The 24,975-nt window shown below is 29.9% G+C and carries 21 protein-coding genes, 7 tRNA genes, 3 rRNA genes and 1 pseudogene; 28 read left to right on the top strand and 4 right to left on the bottom strand.

Annotated elements, in window-relative coordinates; all coding sequences use genetic code 4:
• The first annotated feature begins 113 nt into the window (after positions 1 to 113).
• Entirely contained in the window at positions 114 to 1,817 is a 1,704-nt protein-coding gene (locus SCITRI_RS02665) for a terminase large subunit (protein ID WP_071937117.1), read from the top strand.
• An 11-nt stretch (positions 1,818 to 1,828) separates the two neighbouring features.
• On the opposite strand, the gene SCITRI_RS02670 is transcribed toward SCITRI_RS02665, so the two are convergent.
• The gene (locus SCITRI_RS02670; RefSeq protein ID WP_071937118.1) at positions 1,829 to 2,077 is read right to left on the bottom strand and encodes a lipoprotein; all 249 of its coding nucleotides are present in this window, start codon (positions 2,075 to 2,077) and stop codon (positions 1,829 to 1,831) included.
• A 161-nt stretch (positions 2,078 to 2,238) separates the two neighbouring features.
• On the opposite strand from SCITRI_RS02670, the gene SCITRI_RS02675 reads away from it, so the two are divergent.
• The 8 genes and pseudogenes from SCITRI_RS02675 to rpsU all read left to right on the top strand — a co-directional run bounded on the left by SCITRI_RS02675 (position 2,239) and on the right by rpsU (position 6,495).
• Positions 2,239 to 3,162 (top strand): IS30 family transposase, encoded by a 924-nt coding sequence (locus SCITRI_RS02675; RefSeq protein WP_237238149.1) that lies wholly within the window; start codon positions 2,239 to 2,241, stop codon positions 3,160 to 3,162.
• Positions 3,163 to 3,358: 196 nt separating this feature from the next.
• Positions 3,359 to 3,952 (top strand): HAD-IC family P-type ATPase, encoded by a 594-nt coding sequence (locus tag SCITRI_RS11205; RefSeq protein WP_257785696.1) that lies wholly within the window; start codon positions 3,359 to 3,361, stop codon positions 3,950 to 3,952.
• Positions 3,949 to 4,221: a hypothetical protein gene (locus SCITRI_RS11210; protein ID WP_237238160.1), complete on the top strand. Its 273-nt coding sequence runs from the start codon at positions 3,949 to 3,951 to the stop codon at positions 4,219 to 4,221. The genes SCITRI_RS11205 and SCITRI_RS11210 overlap by 4 nt, the downstream gene beginning before the upstream one ends.
• A gap of 118 nt (positions 4,222 to 4,339) precedes the next feature.
• Positions 4,340 to 5,110, top strand: a pseudogene (locus tag SCITRI_RS02685) (IS30 family transposase); the annotation flags it as partial.
• A 460-nt stretch (positions 5,111 to 5,570) separates the two neighbouring features.
• Positions 5,571 to 5,855, top strand: coding sequence for a DDE-type integrase/transposase/recombinase (locus SCITRI_RS11215; RefSeq protein ID WP_237238051.1), 285 nt, complete (start codon positions 5,571 to 5,573; stop codon positions 5,853 to 5,855).
• A 24-nt stretch (positions 5,856 to 5,879) separates the two neighbouring features.
• Positions 5,880 to 5,960, top strand: a complete 81-nt coding sequence (locus tag SCITRI_RS11220) for an IS3 family transposase (RefSeq protein ID WP_237238161.1) — start codon at positions 5,880 to 5,882, stop codon at positions 5,958 to 5,960.
• Positions 5,961 to 6,047: 87 nt separating this feature from the next.
• Positions 6,048 to 6,170, top strand: a complete 123-nt coding sequence (locus SCITRI_RS12105) for a hypothetical protein (protein ID WP_257785684.1) — start codon at positions 6,048 to 6,050, stop codon at positions 6,168 to 6,170.
• 160 nt (positions 6,171 to 6,330) lie between these two features.
• The gene (gene rpsU, locus SCITRI_RS02700) at positions 6,331 to 6,495 is read left to right on the top strand and encodes a 30S ribosomal protein S21 (RefSeq protein WP_071937120.1); all 165 of its coding nucleotides are present in this window, start codon (positions 6,331 to 6,333) and stop codon (positions 6,493 to 6,495) included.
• A gap of 29 nt (positions 6,496 to 6,524) precedes the next feature.
• Here the strand turns inward: rpsU and SCITRI_RS02705 are convergent, their stop codons facing one another.
• Positions 6,525 to 7,487: a GMP reductase gene (locus tag SCITRI_RS02705; protein ID WP_071938051.1), complete on the bottom strand. Its 963-nt coding sequence runs from the start codon at positions 7,485 to 7,487 to the stop codon at positions 6,525 to 6,527.
• 220 nt (positions 7,488 to 7,707) lie between these two features.
• Between SCITRI_RS02705 and SCITRI_RS02710 the strand changes: the two genes are divergently transcribed.
• The 9 genes from SCITRI_RS02710 to SCITRI_RS02750 all read left to right on the top strand — a co-directional run bounded on the left by SCITRI_RS02710 (position 7,708) and on the right by SCITRI_RS02750 (position 10,413).
• Entirely contained in the window at positions 7,708 to 8,661 is a 954-nt protein-coding gene (locus tag SCITRI_RS02710) for a hypothetical protein (RefSeq protein WP_237238052.1), read from the top strand.
• Between the two features lie 165 nt (positions 8,662 to 8,826).
• Positions 8,827 to 8,902, top strand: a tRNA-Val gene (locus tag SCITRI_RS02715).
• 12 nt (positions 8,903 to 8,914) lie between these two features.
• Positions 8,915 to 8,990, top strand: a tRNA-Thr gene (locus SCITRI_RS02720).
• A gap of 6 nt (positions 8,991 to 8,996) precedes the next feature.
• A tRNA-Tyr gene (locus SCITRI_RS02725) sits at positions 8,997 to 9,080 on the top strand.
• A gap of 15 nt (positions 9,081 to 9,095) precedes the next feature.
• Positions 9,096 to 9,170: transfer RNA gene (locus SCITRI_RS02730), tRNA-Gln, on the top strand.
• Between the two features lie 4 nt (positions 9,171 to 9,174).
• Positions 9,175 to 9,250, top strand: a tRNA-Lys gene (locus SCITRI_RS02735).
• Positions 9,251 to 9,265: 15 nt separating this feature from the next.
• A tRNA-Leu gene (locus SCITRI_RS02740) sits at positions 9,266 to 9,352 on the top strand.
• Between the two features lie 330 nt (positions 9,353 to 9,682).
• Positions 9,683 to 9,756, top strand: a tRNA-Gly gene (locus tag SCITRI_RS02745).
• Positions 9,757 to 9,825: 69 nt separating this feature from the next.
• Entirely contained in the window at positions 9,826 to 10,413 is a 588-nt protein-coding gene (locus SCITRI_RS02750; protein ID WP_237238053.1) for a DxFTY motif-containing membrane protein, read from the top strand.
• On the opposite strand, the gene SCITRI_RS02755 is transcribed toward SCITRI_RS02750, so the two are convergent.
• Entirely contained in the window at positions 10,414 to 11,199 is a 786-nt protein-coding gene (locus tag SCITRI_RS02755) for a phosphotransferase (RefSeq protein ID WP_084566873.1), read from the bottom strand.
• A gap of 83 nt (positions 11,200 to 11,282) precedes the next feature.
• Here SCITRI_RS02755 and rdgB point away from each other — a divergent pair, with 83 nt between their 5' ends.
• The 10 genes from rdgB (at position 11,283) to recD2 (ending at position 23,867) form a co-directional block, all read left to right on the top strand.
• On the top strand, positions 11,283 to 11,897 hold the full coding sequence (gene rdgB, locus SCITRI_RS02760; protein ID WP_071937123.1) for an RdgB/HAM1 family non-canonical purine NTP pyrophosphatase: 615 nt from the start codon (positions 11,283 to 11,285) through the stop codon (positions 11,895 to 11,897).
• Positions 11,875 to 12,399 (top strand): tRNA (cytidine(34)-2'-O)-methyltransferase, encoded by a 525-nt coding sequence (locus SCITRI_RS02765; RefSeq protein WP_071937124.1) that lies wholly within the window; start codon positions 11,875 to 11,877, stop codon positions 12,397 to 12,399. Before rdgB ends, SCITRI_RS02765 begins: the two co-directional genes overlap by 23 nt.
• Before the next feature lie 879 nt (positions 12,400 to 13,278).
• A 16S ribosomal RNA gene (locus tag SCITRI_RS02775) occupies positions 13,279 to 14,798 on the top strand.
• A gap of 273 nt (positions 14,799 to 15,071) precedes the next feature.
• A 23S ribosomal RNA gene (locus SCITRI_RS02780) occupies positions 15,072 to 17,985 on the top strand.
• A 72-nt stretch (positions 17,986 to 18,057) separates the two neighbouring features.
• Positions 18,058 to 18,164: ribosomal RNA gene (gene rrf / locus SCITRI_RS02785) — 5S ribosomal RNA — on the top strand.
• Together the 16S, 23S and 5S rRNA genes form the textbook arrangement of a ribosomal RNA operon.
• Before the next feature lie 589 nt (positions 18,165 to 18,753).
• On the top strand, positions 18,754 to 19,290 hold the full coding sequence (locus SCITRI_RS02790; RefSeq protein WP_071938053.1) for a hypothetical protein: 537 nt from the start codon (positions 18,754 to 18,756) through the stop codon (positions 19,288 to 19,290).
• Between the two features lie 171 nt (positions 19,291 to 19,461).
• Positions 19,462 to 20,007, top strand: coding sequence for a hypothetical protein (locus SCITRI_RS11225; RefSeq protein ID WP_237238054.1), 546 nt, complete (start codon positions 19,462 to 19,464; stop codon positions 20,005 to 20,007).
• A 128-nt stretch (positions 20,008 to 20,135) separates the two neighbouring features.
• Positions 20,136 to 20,387 carry a hypothetical protein gene (locus SCITRI_RS11230; RefSeq protein WP_237238055.1) on the top strand — a complete coding sequence of 84 codons (252 nt, stop codon included), beginning with the start codon at positions 20,136 to 20,138 and terminating at the stop codon, positions 20,385 to 20,387.
• A gap of 168 nt (positions 20,388 to 20,555) precedes the next feature.
• A complete protein-coding gene (gene mnmA, locus SCITRI_RS02800) occupies positions 20,556 to 21,689 on the top strand; it encodes a tRNA 2-thiouridine(34) synthase MnmA (protein WP_071937125.1) in 1,134 nt (377 codons plus the stop codon).
• Between the two features lie 15 nt (positions 21,690 to 21,704).
• Positions 21,705 to 23,867, top strand: coding sequence for an SF1B family DNA helicase RecD2 (gene recD2, locus SCITRI_RS02805; protein ID WP_071937126.1), 2,163 nt, complete (start codon positions 21,705 to 21,707; stop codon positions 23,865 to 23,867).
• A gap of 458 nt (positions 23,868 to 24,325) precedes the next feature.
• On the opposite strand, the gene SCITRI_RS11235 is transcribed toward recD2, so the two are convergent.
• A complete protein-coding gene (locus SCITRI_RS11235; protein WP_237238056.1) occupies positions 24,326 to 24,751 on the bottom strand; it encodes a hypothetical protein in 426 nt (141 codons plus the stop codon).
• Positions 24,752 to 24,975 lie beyond the last annotated feature (224 nt).

Below are 24,975 nucleotides of genomic sequence, written 5' to 3' on the forward strand. Positions count from 1 at the left end.
TATAAAGCTGGATATGAAATAATAGAACAATGAATAAAAATAGCTAATCAAAAAGATAATTCCGATACTTTTAATTTTAATAATTTATATGATAATTCAGAGGAAAAATAAGAATGCAAGCAAATAATGAAAAAACAAATTTAGAACTATATTATGAATGAATAAATAAAAACTCCAATAAAAATAAAGTTGGAATAAAAATTAAAAAAATTGTTTCCACATTAGTAAAAGAATTAAAATCAAATAAAGATTATTATTTTAATCACAAAGAAGCAAATAAAACAATTAGCTTTATTGAAAAATCTTGCTTTCATACAACTGGAGAATATAATAAACAAAATTTTAAATTAGAATTATGGCAAAAAGCATTTTTAGAAGCATTATATGGTTTTTATGATAAAAAAACAAATTTAAGAAGATTTAAAGAAGCACTCTTAATTGTCGGAAGAGGAAATGGAAAAACCGCCCTTGCTTCTGCAATCGCTTTAAAAAGTTTAATTTTAGATAATGAAGCAAATGCCGAACTTTATTCTATTGCAACCAAACGAGATCAAGCAAAAAGAGTTTATGAAGAAATGCGAAGAATGATTTTTATTAATCCTAACTTAAATAAAATTTTAAAAGTTAAGCGAGATAAAATAGAGTTTATACATAATAATTCTTTTTTTCAACCACTATCATCAGAAACAAAAACATTAGATGGTTTAAACCCCTATTTTGTTGTTTTAGATGAAGTAGCAATGATGGAAAAGCGTGACATTTATGATGTTATGCGAACAGCAACCGCAAAAAGAAAAGATTATTTAATGTTATTAATAACAACCAATGGATCTATTAGAGAAAATATTTTCGATGAAAGATATTCTTATGCTGAGAAAGTTTTAGAAAACACAATAAAAGATAATAAATTTTTACCTTGAATTTATGAACTTGATGAAAGAAATGAATGAAAAAATTTTAACAATCTTTATAAAGCTAATCCAAATTTGGGTATTTCTAAATATATTGATAATTTTAAAGCCGAATGACAAGAAGCATTAATTACACCAACTCAACAACCAAATTTTTTAATTAAACATTGTAATTTAAAGAGCAATTTAGATAGTGCCCTTTTTAGTCGATTAGATTTAGAAACTAAAAATAATAAAATTATTAATACCAATGAATACTTAATAAAAAATAGAATTTGTACTATTGGAATTGATTTATCAAAAACAAACGATCTAAGTGCAGTTGTATTTTTAATCCCAAATTTAGACACAAATGAATTTATATTATTATCACAATTTTTTATGCCAGAAGCAAGAATAATTGAAAAAACAACAGAAGATAAAATACCATATAAACTTTACCAAGAACAAGGAATATTAACATTATGCAAAGGAGAAGAAATTAACATTAGTGAAATTGTTAATTATATTATAAATATAATGAAAAAATATAATTTAATTTGTTATGGTATAGGATATGATACTTTTAACTCATATCTTTTAAAACAACATTTAGATAATGCAGGATTTTATCTTATAAATAATTTAATTAGATTTGGAGTAAGAACAATTAGTCCAATTATAAAAGCCCTTAAATTAGAATTTGATGACAATAAATTTGTTTTTAATCAAAACCCATTATTAAAATTACACTTTAATAATGTTGATGTTCTTATTGATGAAGAAAAAGAAAATATGATGCCAATTAAAAGATCAAAAAACAAACGAATTGACGGTTTTATTGCCCTTTTATTTGCTTATAAAATCTTTCGCGATAATAAAGACCGAATTTATATTGAATTATATAAAATATATTCTCAAAAATAAAAAAGAGATAATTAAATCTCTTTTTTTAGGTGGGGAAACAAAGTAGAAGCAATTATTTTGGGTGGTACTAAAACATCATTAACCCTAGGAATTAATTTTCAATTACTATCTTTTGGTGGTTGTTGTGGATTATATTGTGGTTCTGGTTTATTATCCCCTCCACCGTTTTCATTATTATTTTCTTTTTTACAACTGATTAGTGTTGTTGTCCTTGTTGCGGTTAATCCGATTGCTCCTATTATGCTAAGTCATTTTTTCATATATATTGCTCCTTTTTATTTTTTTATATATGATTGATTTTATCACATATCAATTATATATCAATTATTCGTATTAAATATTAATTTTATAAGTTAATGAAAGGTATATAAATGTTATGTATAGTCATTTAAGTTTTATGGATAAAGTTAAATTAGAATAATTATTATTATCAAAAATTTTTTTAAAAAAGAATGGTGAGCAGAATATTTCTGCAATTGCTAAATATTTGAATAGACATCGTAGTACTATTTTACGAGAAATTAAGCGTTTTAAAACTATTGATGAATATAGTGCTTATAAGTCAGATAAAATGTATTATGAGAAAAGAAAAAAGAATAATAAAAGATTTAAGTTTACAGAAGAACAATTAAATTTTATTCATCTGAGATTTAATGTTTATCATGATTCACCATCAGAACTTATTTATCGTTATTTTTTAAAATTTAAAGTTAAATTTCCCGTTTGTGTTAAAACATTGTATAAATGAATTCGTTTAGGTTTTTATGGTTTTTTAAAACAGAATTTACGACACCATGGTAAAAAATACAAAAGAAAAGGAAAATCTGATAATCGTGGTAAATTAACTGATTTTAAGTCAATTTGAGATATTGATAATAAAGTTTCTAATGTTGGATGACTTGAAATGGATACAGTGGTTGGTAAAGACCATAAATCTGCTATTTTAGTTTTAGTAGAACAATTAAGTAAAAAATATTTTGCAATAAAATTAGAAAATCATACTGCTAGGGAAGTTGAGAAAAAGTTTAAAGATATTATTATAAAAAATAATTTAATTGGAAAAATAAAAGGAATAATAACAGATAGAGGGAAAGAATTTAGTAAATGAAGAGAAATGGAAATATTTTCTGAAACACAAGTATATTTTTGTGATGCTGGTTCACCACAACAAAAACCTTTAATTGAATATATGAATAGTGAATTAAGACATTGATTTCCTAAGGGAACTGATTTTAATAAAGTTAGTCAAAAACAAATAGATTGAGTAGTTAATGTTATAAATGATAAACTTCGACCGTGTTTAAATTGAATAAGTTCAAAAGAAATGTTTTTGCAGAATATATAAACAATAAATATTTAAAAATGTATATTAAATTATAAAATATGTATTTATTAATTAAAATTAATAAATTATTTTTTAGTTTGTTTAAATATTGATAAAATAATTAATTTTTTTAAATTTATGGTTGATTTTTGTAATTTTTATTATATTATTTAATTAATAAAGATTTGTTGCACTTCATTTTACATAATTCAATGTTATTAATACTAAAGATGTCCAAGTTAATGATCTTTTATTAATAAAAAAAGGTGAAAAAATTCCAGTTGAAGGAATTGTTACAAAAGGAATCGCATATTTAAACGAAGCAATGTTAACTGGTGAAAGTAATATTATTGAAAAGCAAATTGGTGATGAAGTGATTGGTGGAACCGTCAATATGGGAGAACCATTTTATTGTCAAGCAAAAAAAGTTGGTGCTGATACTGTTTTGGCAAATATTTTACAAAAAGTTGATGAAATTCAAAGTCAAAAACCGCGAATTCAACGAATTGCTGATCAAATTGCAAAATGATTTACACCATTTATTTTAATTATTGCAATTATTACCTTTTTATGTCAATATTTTGTTTTTCATCCTTATGATATCGCAAAAGCAATTGATATTGCCATTACTGTCATTGTTATTAGTTGTCCTTGTGTATTAGGTTTAGCAACTCCCTTAGCAGTTGCAGTTGGGTTTGGAAAAGCTTTAAAAGAAGGGGTTATTTTAATACTACAGATGCATTTGAAAAGATTACTAAAATTGATGCTATTGCTTTTGATAAAACAGGAACAATTACTAATGGTCAATTAACTGTTCATGATTTATTAGGAGATAAAGAAAATATCAAATACATTTATAATTTAGAAAAATTATCAGCACATCCAATTGCAAGAAGTATTCATCATTATTTTGCTAATTGTCAAGATGAAATTATCTTTGAAAAATTTCAAGAACAACCCGGACTTGGTGTGAGTAGGATATACCAGTATCAAATGTATCAATTATTATCTTATCAAACATCAGTATCCAAAGGTTTTCAAAATGAAATGGAATTAGCAGTTCAAAAAAACTGTTGTTAATCCAATTTTAATTGCCCTTGTAATTAATAAAACAATTACTAATGTGATTATCTTAACTGATACAATTCGGTTTGATGCAGAATTGTCAATTGCAAAGTTTACTAAAAAACATGTATAATTTACGGAAGAACAGATTAATTTTATGAAAATTAGACTTAATAAATATCGTGATTCTCCGAGAGAATTTATTTATCGTTATTTTTTAAAATTTGGTGTTAAATTTCCCGTTTGTGTTAAAACACTGTATAAATGAATTCGTTTAGGTTTTTATGGTTTTTTAAAACAGAATTTGAGACATCGTGGTAAAAAATATAAAACAAAAGGAAAATTTGATAATCGTGGTAAATTAACTGATTTTAAGTCAATTTGAGATATTGAAAATAAAGTTTCTAATGTTGGATGATTTGAAATGGCTACTGTTGTTGGAAAAGAACATTTATCTAGTTGTTTAGTTTTAGTAGAACAATCAAGTAGAAAATATTTTGCAATAAAATTAGAAAATCATACTGCTAGGGACGTTGAGAAAAAGTTTAAAGATATTGTTATAAACAATAATTTAATTGGAAAAATAAAAGGAATAATAACAGATAGAGGAAAAGAATTTAGTAAGTGAAGAGAAATGGAAATATTTGCTGAAACACAAGTATATTTTTGTGATGCTGGTAAACCTCGTCAAAAAACTTCAATTGAAAATATGAATGGTGAGTTTAGAAAATGATTTCCTCCCGGAACTGATTTTAATAATGTTAGTCAAAAACAAATTGATTGAGTAGTTAATAATGTAATAAATGATAAACTCCGACCGTGTTTAAATTGAATAAGTGCAAAAGATATTTTTTTTGCAAAATATATAAATAATAAATATTTAAAAATATACATTAATTGATAAAAAATATGTCATTAAAATAATAAAATATGTATTTATTAATTAAAATTTAATAAATATTTTTTTTGGTGTGATTAAATGTATTTAAAATAAAAGAAAAATTAAAATATTTTTAATTTTTTTAAATTTATGGTTGATTTTTGTAATTTTTATTATATTATTTAATTAATAAAGATTTGTTGCACTTCATTTTACATAATTCAATTAATAAAATCTATAATTTATCTTTAAAAGCTCATATGGTATATAGATATATGAAATATTTGAATCTAAAATCTGTTCAAAGAATTAAAAAATTCAAATATAAACTTTCATCTGGACCTTTTCGATATGAAAATTTATTGAGTCAAAACTTTAGGACTACTTAACTTAATCAAAAACTAGGAACCGATATTACATATTTGCTAACTAATAAAAAACTTATTATTTATCAATTGTCAAAGATTTTCATAATAACCAAATTTTGGACTATCAAATTAGTAATAATTTAGGTACTAATTTTGTTTTAAAAAATATTATTAATGCTTGAATAAAAGCTGGTAAACCTAAAACATGAATTTTACAATCTGATCAAGGATTTCATTACACAAATCAAAATTATCAAAGACTTTGCAATTATTTAGGAATTAAAATATCAATGTCTAAACGAGGTAATCCATATGATAATACCCATACTGAATCATGATTTGGTACAATGAAAAGTGAATTTTTAAATCAAATTTCAAGAAAAAAGAGAACTACAAAATAAATTATAAGTAATTTACCTAAGTATATTTATTTTTATAATAATTTTAGACCACAATCAAAATTAAAAGGTCTAAGTCCTGTTGAATACAGGAACCTAAACCTTTAGTCATTTTTTATTAGTCTACTTTTCTTGACTAATTCACTTGAAAAAGACCTTTTTCAAGAAATTGTTATAACAGATTATGAACAAGCAATGGCAGGGTTTCTTTTTTTAACGCAAAAAATTAAAACAGTTGCCCAAGAAAAATTAGCAATTGGTAATAATAATTATGAAATTTTAACAAAGGTTAAAAAAAGAATAAAAATATGTTATTAAGGTAATTTATGATATGAATATTAGGAGATTAATTTAAATATTTACATCCCAATAAATATTTTAATTTTATGCATACATAAAATCAGAAAAGTTTGTTTTGTTAAAAAAAGTGTGATAAGATGATATTGTTAATTTATATAGTTTTAGGAGTTGAAATATTATGGCTACTGTTGTTGTCAAAGCAGGAGAACCGCTAGACAAAGCGTTAAAACGATTTAACAAGGCTTCTTCAGTAAAAAGAAAAGAAGCCCGAAAACGTGAACACTGAATGAGCAAAAAAGAAAAAAGACGTTATAAACAAGAACAATCACGTAGTTTTCGTTAAAAAAAATCCCATTTTAAATGGGATTTTTTTTAAAAATTAATATCTTTTAAAATTACATAATCAACTTTTTTAATGGCCGAAAGATCTTTACCTCCAGCATATGAAATTGATGATTGCAAATCTTCTGTCATTTCACGTAATGTTTCAAAAATGCTGCCACGAATTTCAATTAATTCTTTTTTACCTTCAACATAACGTTTTTCACCTTTATTATATTCACTTGCTGAGCCAAAATATTCTTTATATTTAATACCATTATTATCAACTTGTTTACCAGGTGATTCTTGGTGTGCAGCAAATAAACTCCCAATCATGCACATTGTTACGCCCATTCGGATTGATTTTGCAATATCACCATTAACCCGTAATCCACCATCAGCAATAATTGGTTTTGAGCTACCTTTACTGCATCATTTAACAGCAGATAATTGTCATCCACCATTACCAAAACCAGTTTTTAATTTAGTAATACATACTTTGCCCGGTCCAATTCCAACTTTTGTTGCGTCAGCGCCTCATTGCTCTAAATCACGAACAGCTTTTGGCGTCCCAACATTACCTGCAATAATAAATGTTTTATGACCTAAATGTTTACGGATATGTTCAATCATTTTTTTTACACTAAAAGCATGACCGTGAGCAATATCAATTGTAATATAGTCAGGTACTAATTGCTCTTTTTTTAATGTTTCGATTAATGCAGCATCATCTGATTTAACCCCAACTGAAATTGATGTAACTAAGTTTTTACTTTTCATATGTTTAATAAACTTAACTTGATCTACGTTAAAACGATGCATAATGTAAAAATAATTTTTTTCTGCTAATTTTTCACATAATTCTTCATTAACTACCGTTGCCATATTTGAAGGGACGACAGGTAAATTAAAAGTATGTTTTCCTAATTTAACAGTTGTATCACATTCTTTTCGAGAATTGACAACACATAATTCTGGAATTAATTGAATGTCTTCATAATCAAATGCTTTCATTATTTTAATTTCACCTCACTTATTAAATGTACCATAAAATAAGGCGAAAAACCCGAGTTTTCTTTTTAAAAAATGCATTTTGTAATCGAAGTGCAACAAATCAACTCCTTTCAAAGTTGATTTGTTGCACTTCATTTTACATAATTCAAAAAATAAAAAAATATCTTGTAATCACCTTAAAACCGGCATATAATTAATTATGTAATTGTAGAAAGGAATAGTGATTATACAAATGATGACAAGAAATTTTGGTTTTACTAGATTTTGAATTGTGCTATCAAGTATTGTAGGTATTGTTGGAATGACAATAGCAGGAGGGGCTTACTTTTATTATTTAGACCGATATAACAATGGGACTTTTCCCGGTGATATCAATGCTGCAAATACTTGATTAATGGATTCATATGCAGATTTAACAAGTCGTAAAGTTATATTTTTACTAATAGTGATTTTTTCATTTTTTACAACAATAATTTGTAATATTGGCTTAATCCGCTATGCAATTAGCAGTACTGATGCTGAATTATGTGCAAACAAATGAAGTTTAGCGGTATTATCATTATCACTTGGTGGTTTTTTTGCACCATTTGCATTAACATGATTACCAGATACTGATGTTAAAGCTACAAAAAATGCCCGTGTTGTGATTGTGCGTTATTTCGGAACCGCTTGATTAGTATCAGCTATTGCTAGTATTGTTGCAATTATGATTTTTTACAACAAAGCAACAGATAAAACTTGAGTTGGAAACTCAAAACAAAATTTTGCCATTATGATGGGAGTTTTAGCTGCTGTTAGTGTTTTAAGTTTAATTTTTGTCCCTGGCTTTTATAGTAATAAAGTTGTCGCTAATATGATGGCTGAAACTTCTTATGGAAAATGATTACGTTTCGTTTCAACTATTTATACTATTTTAGTTACAATAATGTTAGTGATTCAAATTATTACGGCATTACTAAAACTAATTGAAGCATTTAGCCGTATATTTCAAAAAGGACAGAATGGATTATCAATTTTTGCTAATATTTTAAACTTTACAGCAACTTTAATTGGAACAATCTTTATGATTTATCTAATTACAAAAGTAATTAAAGGATTATGACGTCGTGAAGATGGTTACATGATTAACATTCCACAATATAAAGCATCTGATCATACGCAACGTCAGTATTAATAAAATTTTTAAAATGGATTTTATAACACTAAAATCCATTTTTTATTAGTTACTTTAAAGAATATAATCTTTTAAAAAAATAAAATTAATAATATTTTAATTGACAAAAATTATTGTTTTATATAAAATTAAAAAGGTTTCAACACAATACTTAAATTGTGTCATCGGGTGTTAGCTCAGTTGGGAGAGCGCCTGCCTTACAAGCAGGTGGTCAGCGGTTCAAGTCCGTTACACCCGACCATTAATGATTTCTGCTGGCTTAGCTCAATAGGTAGAGCAACTGACTTGTAATCAGTAGGTTGGGAGTTCGATTCTTCTAGCCAGCACCATTCTTTGGAGGGGTAGTGAAGTGGCCAAACACATCTGACTGTAACTCAGCTCCTTCGGGTTCGGGGGTTCGAATCCCTCCCCCTCCACCATCTTTATATATATTTTGGGCTATAGCCAAGCGGTAAGGCAAAGGACTTTGACTCCTTCATGCGCTGGTTCAAATCCAGCTAGCCCAGCCATTGTCTCCTGTTAGCTCAGTCGGTAGAGCAACTGGCTTTTAACCAGTGGGTCAAAGGTTCAAGTCCTTTACAGGAGACCATTTATAAAAATATATGCCCGAGTGGCGGAATAGGTAGACGCAACGGACTTAAAATCCGTCGGTTTTACAACTGTACCGGTTCAAGTCCGGTCTCGGGTACCATTTATTTTATTTAAAAAAAATGTCAATATCTAGCTAAAATTTCGTAAATTTATTTAATTGATAATTGTTTCATAGTATATCTTTCAGTTCATGGATGATTTGATTTGGGTTTATGAGCTGGCATCGTACACGATGCCTTTTCTGTCATTGTTAATTTTCTTTCCATAGTTATCACCAAATTAATAATATAAATAATTGCGAAATTTTTGCTAGATAACTATTACGAAATTATCACAAGATAAAGACAATTTTTTTTAAATAAAATTGACATTATGTCAAGACAGTGGTATATATATTACTGTAGTTTAGGATAAAATTTAAAATTAAAATGCAGGTGTAGTTTAATGGTAGAACTTCAGCCTTCCAAGCTGACTGTGAGGGTTCGATTCCCTTCACCTGCTCCATGATATTAATTGTTAGTTTAACAATTTTTTTATGTTAAAATAAAAAGGTAAGGTGCAAAAGAGGAGTTAATGATTCTTATGAAAGTCATTAAAAACAATAATAAAAAAGAGTCTACTAGTAATTGAGAACATTTACCACCAGAAATGCAACATGATTTAGAATTTCATGCTTCACGAACAGTGTTTTGAAAAAGTTTTTTATTTTTAATTATTGAAGCAGTAGGGCCATTTTTATTATTGTTTTTTTTAACTTCCCCTGACTTAAGTTTTACTTACCATTATGATGTTGGAATTGGAATTGGTTTTGGTTTAACAATGGTTTTTAGTGTTTTTTTATTAACTTGTCTGGGGTTTTATTTTCATTTTCATCAAGCTGACCAGTTTACTTATACAATTGCATTATCTTGAATGCTATATGGCATTTACTTAACTGGATATTGATGAGGATGAGATAAAATTTTATATCGTTGTTTAGTATCATTTCTTTTTCTCTTAGGTGCTATTTTTGTTGGGACATTTATAACCGTATGAATACGTAATCTTCGTGGATATTTTCAAATGAAAAAAAATAGGAAACAATCTGGATTACCAGTTAGCAATGAAAAAGAAAGCAATAATTCACCGGTTGATTCAGCAGTAACAAAAAAAGAACCCTAATTATTTTTTTTGTAAATTAGTTAATTTTAAATCAATAATTGTTAAGAAAATTTTTTCTTTTGTTTGTTCATACATATAATTCGCTCAATAAATTCATAGAATGTTTTGGTAATACATTCATGCTGCTACTTTTTCTTGTTGCTGTGATGTTAAATTAAAAAGATTAAATCAATAAGTTTGTTCAGCTTTTGTTGTTAATGTTTCAGAAGCAAATGAAGCAATATCAAAAAATTTATCATTTAACATTGCATATTCAAAATCAATTAAGTAGAGTTTTTGATTTAAAAAAACTAAATTGCCACTATTTAAGTCATTATGGCATAAAACAAGTTCTGTTGGTTGCAATTTTGAATAATCAAGATTTTTTTCATATGTTGTTAAATTGACCAATTGCTTACAAATTGCCGATTTTAATGTTATTAAAAATTGTTTGGGATTAAATGTTTTAATTTGATTATTTGTATTAATTTTAGTTTCTCATAATTGTTTAATTATTGTAGCAACTTGGGTTAGGACTTGGTTTGTAAGCTTAACCATACTAAGGGAATGCAAAGTTGGATAATATGGTGTAACCAAAAAGAAATGTTCACCATCATAACCATAATCAACAATTGGTAATGTTAAATCACTATTTTTAATTTGTTCTAAAACAAAAATTTCATTTTGATGATCAATGAATAAATTAGTGAAAGGACTACTATAACGGATAAAAAGATTATCAATACTTTGATAATTTTGGTTCGTAATACCTAAATTTAATTTTGCTTTAATTTGGTATTTAATCATATTTCTGACTTCCATTCTGTATGATATATATTATTAACTTTATTATACAATATATATAGTAAAGAAAAGCGGGGAAATAAAAAATGGAAGAAATTTGGATTGCTACTAATAATAAGAACAAAGTACGAGAATTTAAAGAAATGTTTGAAGGTATTAATATAATTGTTAAATCATTATTAGATTTAACAACACCTGTGCCTGAAATTCCTGAAACAGGAACATCCTTTGAAGAAAATGCATTTTTAAAAGCTGATTATTTAAGTAAAATGTTAAATAAGCCAGTATTAGCGGATGATTCTGGGTTAGAAATTATTGGTTTAGGAAATTTTCCTGGTGTTAATACTCGCCGTTGAGCAGAACCAATTACTGATAATAATATTATTAATAATTTATTAATTGAAAAATGTCGATCACTAGAACAACGTGATGCACAAGCAGTTTGTGTTTTATGTTATATTAATCCAATTACAAACGAAACAAGATATTTTCGTGGAGTAACAAAAGGCCTTATTACTGAAGAACCAAGTGGTACTAATGTTTTTGGTTATGATGCCATTTTTTTCTTACCTGAAATTGGCCAAACTTATGCTGAATTAACTATAATAGAAAAAAATAAGTATTCACATCGTTCAAAGGCTTTTCAGATGTTTAAAAAATGATGATTAGGAGGAAAAGATGAAAACAACAAAAAAAATTAACATTATTTTATTTGAACCAGAAATTGCACAAAATGTTGGAGCCATTATGCGAACTTGTGTTGCAATTAATGCTAAATTACATTTAATTGAACCATTTGGATTTATTTTTGATGAACGATTTATTACTCGTAGTAGTGCAAATTATGTTGATTTTGCTGATTATGAAACATATAATGATTGAAATCATTTTTTGCAATTAAATCCAAATCTTAAATTATATTGTGCAACTCGTTATGCTCAACAGCCACATAGTGCAATTGATTTTACCAAGGATGAAAAAATTTTTATTTTATTTGGACGTGAATCAACTGGTATTCCAACAGCAATTTTGAAAGAACATTTAGCACGAACTTTTCGCATTCCAATGTCAGAAAAAGTTCGTAGTTTAAATGTTGCTAATACAGTTGGAATTGTTGGTTATGAAATTATGCGTCAATTAGATTATCCCGGTTTATCTAAAGTTGAAATTCAAAAAGGGGTTGATTTTTTAAAACAAAAATAACAATGCTTTTTGTGAATTTTTTTCTTACTTTTGAAAAAAGTTTTTTATAATTCTTTTAAGTATTGAGTTATATTGGTTGTTTTTAAAAAGGATGATAAAGAATGAATCAAGTAATACTGGTTGGGCAAGTAGAAGGAACTTATGAAATTATTTATGATAAAAAAGAAGCAGAACGAAAACTAATGAAATTTTTACTAAAGATTCAGCGACCTTTTTAAAAAAAGATGGTAACTATGACAGTGATTTAGTTAATGTTAAAGTATGAACAAATAATATCGATGATTTAGATATTAGTTTACGTGATAAAGCAATTATTGCCGTCAAGGGGCGAATTCAATCATTTCGTTCCAATAATTTTGATGAAGAAAATTATTATAACGATATAATTGATGACCGTGTTACGTATTTAAGCAGTTTTAACTAATATTATTAATATTATTAACTTAATACCAATTAGCCATTTCCTTTGAAATAGCTTTTTATATAAAAAAGTTAAAATTTAGTAGTAAATAAACAATAGTTTCAATGAAAAAAGGCTAAAATAAGCTCTTTTTAAGTAATTAGTTTTTTGTAAAAAAAATTAATATTTTTACTAAAAACGATTGCAAAAAAAATGAGGATTTTATATAATTATAAAGGTGTCAGTTGGGAGTAATTTATTACTTAATCATAATAAATACTTACTTGCATTATCAAAAAAAATACTAAAAATATGAAAAAAAGAGTCAAAAGTTATTGACAATAAACGCATAATTTTGTATGATTTAAAAGGTGTTTTGCTGACACAATAACGATCTTTGAAAACTAAACATAACAACAAAAGATAATCATTTAATCAATGAATATCCGTCATTAAAGCTAGGAACAAAAACGATATTTTTTAATGAGAGTTTGATCCTGGCTCAGGATGAACGCTGGCGGCATGCCTAATACATGCAAGTCGAACGGGGTGCTTGCACCCAGTGGCGAACGGGTGAGTAACACGTATCTAATCTACCCATTAGCGGGGGATAACAGTTGGAAACGACTGATAATACCGCATACGACATTTTCTGGCATCAGAGAATGTTAAAAGGTCCGTTTGGATCACTAATGGATGAGGATGCGGCGTATTAGTTAGTTGGTGGGGTAATGGCCTACCAAGACAATGATACGTAGCCGAACTGAGAGGTTGATCGGCCACATCGGGACTGAGACACGGCCCGAACTCCTACGGGAGGCAGCAGTAGGGAATTTTTCACAATGGGCGAAAGCCTGATGGAGCAATGCCGCGTGACTGAAGACGGTCTTCGGATTGTAAAAGTCTGTTGTAAGGGAAGAACAGTAAGTATAGGAAATGATACTTATTTGACGGTACCTTACCAGAAAGCCACGGCTAACTATGTGCCAGCAGCCGCGGTAATACATAGGTGGCAAGCGTTATCCGGATTTATTGGGCGTAAAGCGTGCGCAGACGGTTTAACAAGTTTGGGGTCAAATCCTGGAGCTCAACTCCAGTTCGCCTTGAAAACTGTTAAGCTAGAGTGTAGGAAAGGTCGATGGAATTCCATGTGTAGCGGTGAAATGCGTAGATATATGGAGGAACACCAGTGGCGAAGGCGGTCGACTGGCCTATCACTGACGTTTAGGCACGAAAGCGTAGGGAGCAAATAGGATTAGATACCCTAGTAGTCTACGCCGTAAACGATGAGTACTAAGTGTCGGACTAAGTTCGGTGCTGCAGCTAACGCATTAAGTACTCCGCCTGAGTAGTATGCTCGCAAGAGTGAAACTCAAAGGAATTGACGGGGACCCGCACAAGCGGTGGAGCATGTGGTTTAATTCGAAGCAACGCGAAGAACCTTACCAAGGCTTGACATCCAGTGCAAAGCTGTAGAAATACAGTGGAGGTTAACATTGAGACAGGTGGTGCATGGTTGTCGTCAGCTCGTGCCGTGAGGTGTTTGGTTAAGTCCAGTAACGAGCGCAACCCTTGCCGTTAGTTACTCCATTAAGTTGAGATACTCTAACAGGACTGCTAGTGTAAGCTAGAGGAAGGTGGGGATGACGTCAAATCAGCATGCCCCTTATATCTTGGGCTACACACGTGCTACAATGGTCGGTACAAACAGTTGCGATCTCGTAAGAGGGAGCTAATCTGAAAAAGCCGATCTCAGTTCGGATTGAGGGCTGCAACTCGCCCTCATGAAGCCGGAATCGCTAGTAATCGCGAATCAGCAATGTCGCGGTGAATACGTTCTCGGGTCTTGTACACACCGCCCGTCACACCATGAGAGTTGATAATACCAGAAGTCGGTATTCTAACCGCAAGGAGGAAGCCGCCCAAGGTAGGATTGATGATTAGGGTGAAGTCGTAACAAGGTATCCGTACGAGAACGTGCGGATGGATCACCTCCTTTCTATGGAGTTAATACTTTATAGTAATTAACTAGTTTTAATGACCGTTATGTTTAGTTTTCAGAGATTAGTTTCTCTGAAAATAACAAGTAAATGTTATTGGAATTGTTCTTTGAAAACTGGATAATAGACATCTAGTTATTTTAATCACATGATTAAAATAACAATAATTCAAAATTTCTGTTATTTTTAAAAAATAACTAAAATTTCACAGTTATATTTGTAAATGATTCTCAAAAAACTGATTTAAAATCAGGTCAAATAATTTATAAAACTTTGAAGTTACAAAGGGCGTATGGTGAATGCCTTGGGAATAGGAGACGATGAAGGACGTGACTACCTGCGATAAGGTTCGGGGAGCTGGAAGTAAGCTTTGATCCGGACATGTCCGAATGGGGAAACCCGGTGAGATTAATCTCTCATCATCCTATAATGAATAAATAGTTATAGTGAAGGTATACCTAGGGAATTGAAACATCTTAGTACCTAGAGGAAAAGAAAGCGAATGCGATTCTCTTAGTAGCGGCGAGCGAACGGGGAACAGCCCAAACCAGATTTATCTGGGGTTGTAGGACCATAAATAGTAGAGTTACAAAACTTGTTTATAGTAGAAATGGTTGGGAAACCATGCCGTAGAGGGTGATAGCCCCGTATACGAAATAGACAAGACTCGAAATGGAATCCTGAGTACGGCGAGACACGTGAAATCTTGTCGGAATCAACGCGGACCACCGCGTAAGGCTAAATACTACCTATTCACCGATAGTGAACCAGTACCGTGAGGGAAAGGTGAAAAGCACCCCGGGAGGGAAGTGAAATAGTACCTGAAACCATATGCCTACAAGAAGTCGGAGCCCGTTAATGGGTGACGGCGTGCCTTTTGTAGAATGAGCCGGCGAGTTATGATAGCATGCAAGGTTAAGTAGAAAATACGGAGCCGTAGTGAAAGCGAGCCTTAATAGGGCGTTTAGTATGTTGTCATAGACCCGAAACCAGGTGATCTAGCCATGAGCAGGTTGAAGTTGAGGTAAAACTTAATGGAGGACCGAACCGACGTTCGTTGAAAAGACCGCGGATGACTTGTGGCTAGGGGTGAAATTCCAATCGAACCTGGATATAGCTGGTTCTCCCCGATATAGCTTTAGGGCTAGCGTCGAGGTTAGCAAGTTGGAGGTAGAGCACTAAATGTATGATGGCCCCACCTAGGGGTACTGAATGCAATTAAACTCCGAATGCCAATTTTGTATACTCGGCAGTCAGTACATGGGTGATAAGGTCCATGCACGTAAGGGAAACAGCCCAGATCATCAGCTAAGGTCCCAAAATTTATGCTAAGTGTGTAAGGATGTGAAGTCGCTTAGACAGCTAGGAGGTTGGCTTAGAAGCAGCCACCCTTTAAAGAGTGCGTAACAGCTCACTAGTCGAGTAACTTTGCGCCGAAAATGTACCGGGGCTAAGCATAATACCGAAGCTATGGGTTTTGTATATTTATATACAGGGCGGTAGGGGAGCGTTCTAACAGGGATGAAGGTAGACCGTGAGGACTGCTGGACTGGTTAGAAGTGAGAATGCCGGCATGAGTAACGTTTGAGGGTGAGAATCCCTCATGCCGTTTGACCAAGGTTTCCTGGGCAAGGTTCGTCCACCCAGGGTTAGTCAGGACCTAAGGCGAGGCCGAAAGGCGTAGTCGATGGACAACAGGTTGATATTCCTGTACCACCATATAGAGCGATGGAGTGACGGAGAAGGATAGTATATCCCGGTTATTGGATTCCGGGCTAAGCACAAAGAGGGTAAGGTTGGCAAATCCGCCTTGCATAACCTTGAAGTGTGATGGGGAGCGAACGGTTCGCCTAGTAGCGAAGTATATGACTCCATGCTTCCAAGAAAAGCTTCTAGCACTATTTATATGGTGCCTGTACCTAGAACGAACACACGTGGTCAAGGAGAGAATCCTAAGGCAAGCGAGATAACTGTAGCTAAGGAACTCTGCAAAATAACCCCGTAAGTTAGCGAGAAGGGGTGCTCATAGCAATATGAGCCGCAGTGAAGAGGAAGGGGCAACTGTTTAGCAAAAACACAGCTCTCTGCAAAGTCGTAAGACGACGTATAGGGGGTGACGCCTGCCCAGTGCTGGAAGGTTAAGGGGATTAGTTAGCATTAGCGAAGCTTTGAACCGAAGCCCCAGTGAACGGCGGCCGTAACTATAACGGTCCTAAGGTAGCGAAATTCCTTGTCAGGTAAGTTCTGACCCGCACGAAAGGCGTAATGATCCCTTCGCTGTCTCGGCTGCAGACTCGGTGAAATTTTAGTACCTGTGAAGATGCAGGTTACCCGCAACTAGACGGAAAGACCCCATGGAGCTTTACTATAGCTTGATATTGGGTTTTGATATAGCATGTATAGGATAGGTGGGAGACTTTGAAGCAGTAACGCTAGTTGTTGTGGAGTCATCCTTGGAATACCACCCTTGTTATGTCGGAATCCTAACCTAGATCTGTAAGCCAGATCAGAGACAGTGTCAGGTGGGTAGTTTGACTGGGGCGGTCGCCTCCTAAAATGTAACGGAGGCGCCCAAAGGTACCCTCAGTATGGTCGGAAATCATACATAGAGCGCAAAGGTAGAAGGGTGCTTGACTGTGAGACTTACAAGTCGAACAGGAGCGAAAGCTGGGCTTAGTGATCCGGCGGTCCCGTGTGGAAGGGCCGTCGCTCAACGGATAAAAGTTACCCTGGGGATAACAGGCTGATCTCCCCCAAGAGTTCACATCGACGGGGAGGTTTGGCACCTCGATGTCGGCTCATCGCATCCTGGAGCTGAAGTTGGTTCCAAGGGTTGGGCTGTTCGCCCATTAAAGCGGTACGCGAGCTGGGTTCAGAACGTCGTGAGACAGTTTGGTCCCTATCTGTTGTGGGCGTAGGAAATTTGAAGAGATCTGTCCCTAGTACGAGAGGGCCGGGATGGACACACCTCTGGTGCTCCAGTTGTCACGCCAGTGGCACAGCTGGGTAGCTATGTGTGGAAATGATAATCGCTGAAGGCATCTAAGCGAGAAGCATACTTTAAGATGAGATTTCCCATCCTTTATGGAGTAAGACCCCTTGAAGACGACAAGGTTGATAGGTTGGGTGTGTAAGCACGGCGACGTGTTCAGCTAACCAATACTAATAGGTCGAGGACTTCAAAAAAGCGAGAGCTTATTTACAAATTTTAGACAGTTTATTATCTAGTTTTGAGCGGATAATTTCCCTCAGATATAATCTGGTGCTTATGGCATAGTGGACACACCCGTTCCCATTCCGAACACGGAAGTTAAGCACTATTACGCCGACAATAGCCGCAAGGTGAAAATAGGGCAGCGCCAGGTTAAAAAAAGGTTTTGACCTTTTTTAATATTTTTATTTACCCATGCTGTGGTAGCTAAACTATTACATTCAGTGATGTAAGTCCTGTTGAATACAGGAACCTAAACCTTTAGTCATTTTTTGTTAGTCTACTTTTCTTAACTAATTCAAACATTAGTCTTTTTTATTTATCAAAATGTACGTCCAATATTAATTAATAATAAGATTTTTAAATTAAAGGTTTGTTAATTTAAAACTAATGTGATAAAGTTAATATTGTAAATGATTTTAAAAAATGGTTAATATTTTTTAAAATAAATGACTTTAATTAATTGTTTTTATTAACAAATCATTATAAATTATTTCATTTAAAAAATAATTAAATTAAATAATATATAGTATAAAAAGAGTAAATAAAACATAAATTAAAAATATAAAATTCTATTTTAAAATAGTTAATGTTTTAAAATAAAATGAAAATCATAAAATATTAATTTTATGATTTTCAATTATGAAAGGGGCATACTTAATATTATGGGCTGCTTAGCAAAAATGATTGAAAATATAGGAAGAATATATTTAGTATATAAAATGATAATATGGAGTAAGAAAATGCGTAAAAAAACTAAAGCAGCATGAAATTTTACTGCTGATAAAATTAGCAAAAAATGAAATAGTGCAAAAAATTGGTTATTAAAAAAACATTATTATTGAACTAACTATAATAAATGACTTGACATAAGAACAAAAGAAGAAAGAAAAAAAATTAATTTTCAACAAGATATTGTTATTAATGCTCAAATATATTATAAACAAGTTGAAAGAGAAGCAAAGCGTAAGCTTGAAGAAATAAAGAACATTGCCAAAAGAGATAATATATATCAGTATTTAGAACCTGACTTTAGCCAAATTGAAAATATTTTAGATAACTTTGACATAGTAAAAATGATGTCACGTCTTTCAACTTCAAATCAAGATCTTGCTAATAAATTTAAAGGCATTCTTAATGAATTTAGTACAGTTTCCTCATCACGTTCAAATAGTGAGCAAATGATTGATAATGATATATCATCTGATGATAATGATGAATTTTTTGATGCATTAGAAGAATTAGAGCCTGTTAAAACAGATAATGAACGCAGTTTGTAAGGAAATTGTAATAAATAATTTTATAAATATAAAAAGCAATTAAAATTTTAATTGCTTTTTATATTTACTTGGCATTACAAAAAAAGTCCAATATTTCCTTTGTTTTTTAGCTGTTTTACGATATAATTAATATGTATTAGTTCTGAATTTGTTTTGAAATGGGTGTTGATAATGAAAAGTAATGATATTAAAATTTTAAAAATAAAACCAATTAAGCAAAGTGTTCATAATAACCAGAACATTGAGCCCCAAGAGTTTATTTCAAACAATGATGAAACTTTTTTGCTACAAGAAAATAGCCATTTTTTTAAAAATAATTATTTTTTCACTAAGAACCAAAATGTGAATCAAAATAATGATTTAAATTCATTCGCACAGTCACGGAAAATAATTTTAAATTTAGATAATCCAAATGCATTAAAAATTTTACATCATCAAACTGAAAAATTACAAGAGGAGAAAACAAGTTTTCATCACCGATTAAATAAAATTAAATCAACTTTTGATGAAAAAATCCAATTGGATAATGAGGAACACTTATATGAACCACCAACCATTACAAAAAAAAATGACTTATTAAACTTTAATAATAAAAATAATGATGTTCAGTTTAATAATAAACCTGCTGAAGTTAAAGTTGACCATGCAACAGTCAAAGCACAAGCTCGTGCTGTTGCTCAAAAAATAATTCAAAAAGATCAAGAAAAATTAAAGTAATCATTAACTAATAGTGATAATAAAAAAAATATAAAATCAAAGTTAGGTTTAACAAATCATTTTCCTAAACTTACTTTACCGAACTCATCACCAAAAAAAGATGTTTTTTTACTCAAAGTTATAATAAAATGCCAGGTCAAAAAACAAATATTTCGCAAAAAATAACAGGTAATGTTACTCCTATCCAAACGAAAAGTGATAAGGAAGAAACTTATGATAAAAAGTTTGATATTAAGCAAAATGAAAATAAAAAAATAGTGGAAGGAGTAAATTTAATCGTTAGCCCGGACAAAGCAAGTCAATTTTATGATGAAATTGATACAATGGAAATTGATCAAGTAGTATTATGCAAATTATTAGTTATAGTTTTTTATTGATAGCAAATATTTTGATGTTAGCAGCAGTTTTAAAAAGTAAAAAAGAAAGATCTTAAATTATATAGGAAATTATTTTAAGCAATAGGAAACCAATTTCTTATCTTGGGTTTTTTAATTTTCAATGTTAAAATAATAGTACTAAATTATTATTAAAAAAGGAAGTGATGTGCAATGAAAAAAGTTGTTGTTGGATTATCTGGGGGAGTTGATTCTTCAGTTAGTTTATATTTATTACAACAAGCAGGTTATGATGTTGAAGGTCTTTTTATGCGTAATTGGGACAGTCAATTAAATAATGATATTTTAGGGAATAAAGCAATTAATAATATGATTTGTCCACAAGAACTTGATTATAATGATGCTGTTAATGTTAGTAAAACATTACAAGTGCCATTGCACCGTGCTGATTTTATTAAAGAATATTGAGAATATGTTTTTAAACATTTTATTAGTGAATATCAAAAGGGGCGAACTCCTAATCCAGATATTTTATGTAATAAATATATTAAATTTAATTATTTTTTAAACTATGCAATTAATAATTATCATGCTGATTTTATTGCAATGGGGCATTATGCGCGTGTACGTTTCAATGAAGAATTACAAGAATATCAATTATTACGGGGAATTGACCGAGATAAAGATCAAACTTATTTCTTAAGTCAGTTGAACCAAGGACAATTATCAAAAACATTTTTTCCGTTAGGAAATTTAACAAAAAAACAAGTTAGAGAAATTGCAATGACGCAAAATTTAAGCACGGCTAATAAAAAAGATTCAACAGGGATTTGTTTTATTGGCGAACGTGATTTTAAAATTTTTTTACAAAATTATATTCCAAATCAAGATGGTAATATTGTTGATATTGAAACAAAAGAAGTTGTTGGTCATCATAATGGGGTGATGTATTATACAATTGGTCAACGGCGTGGTTTAAATTTAGGTGGTATGAGTGAACCATATTTTGTTGCTGGTAAAAATGTTGAAAAAAATATTTTATATGTTGCAAAAAGCAGCGAAGAAAAATGACTATATTCAACTAGTTGTCTTGTTACTGATGTTAATTGAATTAATACTTTCCGTGAAAAAGAATTTAATTGTACAGCTAAGTTTCGTTATCGTCAAAAAGATATTCCTGTTAAAATAACCGTTTTAAATGATAACAAATGTCTTGTGCAATTTGCAACAACAGTAAAAGCAATTACACCAGGACAAGCTTCTGTTTTTTATGTTGATGAAGTTTGTCTTGGCGGTGGAGTTATTAATGATGTTTATTTAGATAATCAAAAATTATGATATTTATAGGAAAGGATTATTAAAATGGTTGAAAAAATACGTGGTTATTTAAAATTAATTGTTTTTGAATCTAATAATGGTTATCGGATTTGTAAATTTCAATTAGAAAATGATAAAACACATTTTATTTTTATTAAAGGATTTTTATCAGCTTTACAACCAGAACAATTATATGAATTATGTGGGGACTTTGTATATAATGAACGTTATGGTGAAAATTTTGAAGTTAAAGAAGTTCATAAACTTGCTCCGCGTAGTAATGATGAGGTCTTAAAATATTTAACTAGTAGTTTATTTCCAACAATTGGTGAAAAAGCAGCACAAATAATTATTGATTATTATCAAACAGATGTGATTACTAAGATTAAAGAAAATTTATCAACCTTACATCAAATCCCAGGGATTAGTGTTAAACAAGCTAATATTATTGCAAAAGTATTTCAGTCAATGAGTCGTGATGATGAATTAAATCACCAATTTAATCAAAAAGGATTATCGCTACAAGTTTTATCTTTATTAAAAACAAAATATAATGTTGACCAGATTTATGCTTTATTAAAAAAAGATCCTTATTCATTATTATTAAAAGATAATATTGCTTTTAAAACAATTGATAAGATTTATTTAGCATTTGAGCAAGAACCTTTTAGTAATATTCGAATTGGTTATTATGCCTGATATTTAGCAAAGGAATTTTGCAATAATAATGGTGATACTTATTTAACATTAAATGAATTAACAAAAATTTTACAAAAGCATTTTTCTTCTTTAACAAAAGAACAATTATTAGCAGGATTAAAATATAGTAAAGAAATTAAATTACTAATTTTTAAGAATGATAAAATTTATGTTGCAGAAGTATATCATAGTGAAATAAATATTGCTGCAATGTTAGTTGGCTTGAACACAACTGACCAATATGATGATCAAAAATTAACAGAAGAGTTAGAGAATTTAACAAATAAAAAACAAATTATTTATAATATGAATCAAACAAAAGCAATTAAGACTGCCGTTCATTCTAATTTTTTAGTTATTATTGGGGGACCTGGAACGGGAAAAACAACAGTTGTTGATGGCGTTGTTAGTCTTTTAAAAAAAGTTTACCAACAATCAAAAATTGTGTTAGCAGCACCAACAGGAAAAGCAGCAAAACGATTACGAGAAAAAACTGGCCGGAAAGCTTTAACAATTCATAAATTATTAAAATATGATGCTTTAACTAATCAGTTTTTTTATAACGAAAATAATCCTTTAGAAAATGATATTTTAATTTTAGATGAAGTTAGTATGGTTGATAGTTTGTTATTAGCACAAATTGCCAAAGCTAGTGTTAATTTGCGTAAATTAATTTTAATTGGTGATCCAAATCAATTGCCATCAGTTGCTTGTGGTGATTTGTTACGAGATATTATTCAAAGTGATGTTTTTAATGTTATTAAATTAGAAGAAGTTTATCGGCAAGAAGCTGGAAATGACATTTTAGAACTATCTTATGCAATTGAACAAGAACATTTTGAAGATAATAATTTATTTGATAAAAAAGATTTTACTTTTATTAATGAAACTGATTCGCAAGCATTATTAACAGTTGTTGGTGATTTATATCAAAACATTAGCAATCAATATGAAGCAGATTATAATGCTATCCAAGTAATTGCTCCAATGTATAATGGTCCAGTTGGAATTAATGCATTAAATACTTATTTACAAAATCGAATGAATCATGCAGTTGGCCAAAAAGAAATTAAGATTGGACATCGTTTTTTTCGAGTTAATGATAAAGTTATGCAACTTAAGAATCGACCTGAATTAGAAATTTATAATGGTGATGTTGGCATTATTATTGATATTAAAAAAGATAAAAATTTAAATGATGTTATTTTAGTAAAATATGATAATGTTATTACATATACTAAAGAACTTTATTATGATATTACTTTAGCTTATGCTTGTAGTGTTCATAAGTTACAGGGCAGTGAATATGATAATATTATTTTTGTAATAACAAAAAGTTTTTGAATGATGTTAAAACGAAATCTAATTTATACAGCAATTACCCGCGCTAAAACTAAGTTGTATTTAATTGGTGAACCATCAGCATTTTTATATGGAGTTAATAATTTACCACAAAAGCGTCGAACAACTTTACAAGAAAAAATTAAAACATTTTTAAAAGAGCAATAGTTATAATATTTTACCTAGTTTTAATACTATCCGTAAAATAACATAAAACTTATTAATTATAAATGTATTGCAATGGTAGCAACATCAGCAGGTTTTATTGCAAACATCTTTATCAAATTATGTCCTGGTTTGTGTTGTTATAATAATAGTAATGAATAAAGTAGTGATTACAAATGATACAATATTTAAAATATTTACTATTTTTTTACCTTTTAATTTGTTTTTTTAAAAATATTTTTAAGATAATTCTATCATAATTTAAAAAATCAATAAATTATGTTTTAATATTGTAAATTGTAAATACAAGTCTAGCAAAACTGTTAATTAAGTAATAACATAAAAATAAGTTAAAAAACATCTTTAATAAAAAAATTTTTCAATTAAAAATTAAAAACTTTTTTATAAAGATTAATGTTTTTTATTTTGCTATTTAAAATAAATATTGATTCCTATACATTTTAGAAAAGAGAACTAGCAACACAGCCAATTATACTAAGCGCAGAACCTTTCGCGATACCTTTAAGTACTCCGGTAGCGAATGCTTTTCCTGATTCTTTAATAATGACTTTTAAAGCAGAGTCACTATTTTCTTTAATTTTTTCTCAAGCATCACCAGGCGCATCAGCAAGAGTTTTATTTTTAAATGACTCAAAAATATTGTCTAAGCATGTTTTTTTCTCTTCTAGCTTATCTAATCTTGATTTTATTTCATCTATTTCTGCTATAAGATTTATTATTTGATTGTTTTGATCTAAAATTATTAAATCTTGAATATAACCATGTAATATTTCTATTAATCATAGTTTAAATTCTTCTTTAAATGCCACTTCTTCTTTCATTAAAATATCTTTATTATAATTTTTATCGTTTCTTTTTGTTTGCAATTCCTCTTCTTTACTATTAGCTCAATTATCAAATTGTTTTGCTTTTTCCGCTGTTAATAAAAATAGAGGATTTACATCAACTTTACCAACAAGACGAATTGCATTGTATTTTAATTTACTTCAAGTGCGATAAGTGCAATTTGATGATGAAAAATAATAATTATGTCTGATTTTTAATTGTTTTCCATCAAGAAATAATTCTATATCAATATAAGAATTCTGAA

Origin of the sequence: Spiroplasma citri (assembly GCF_001886855.1) — a bacterium.
Lineage (GTDB): Bacteria > Bacillota_I > Bacilli_A > Mycoplasmatales > Mycoplasmataceae > Spiroplasma > Spiroplasma citri.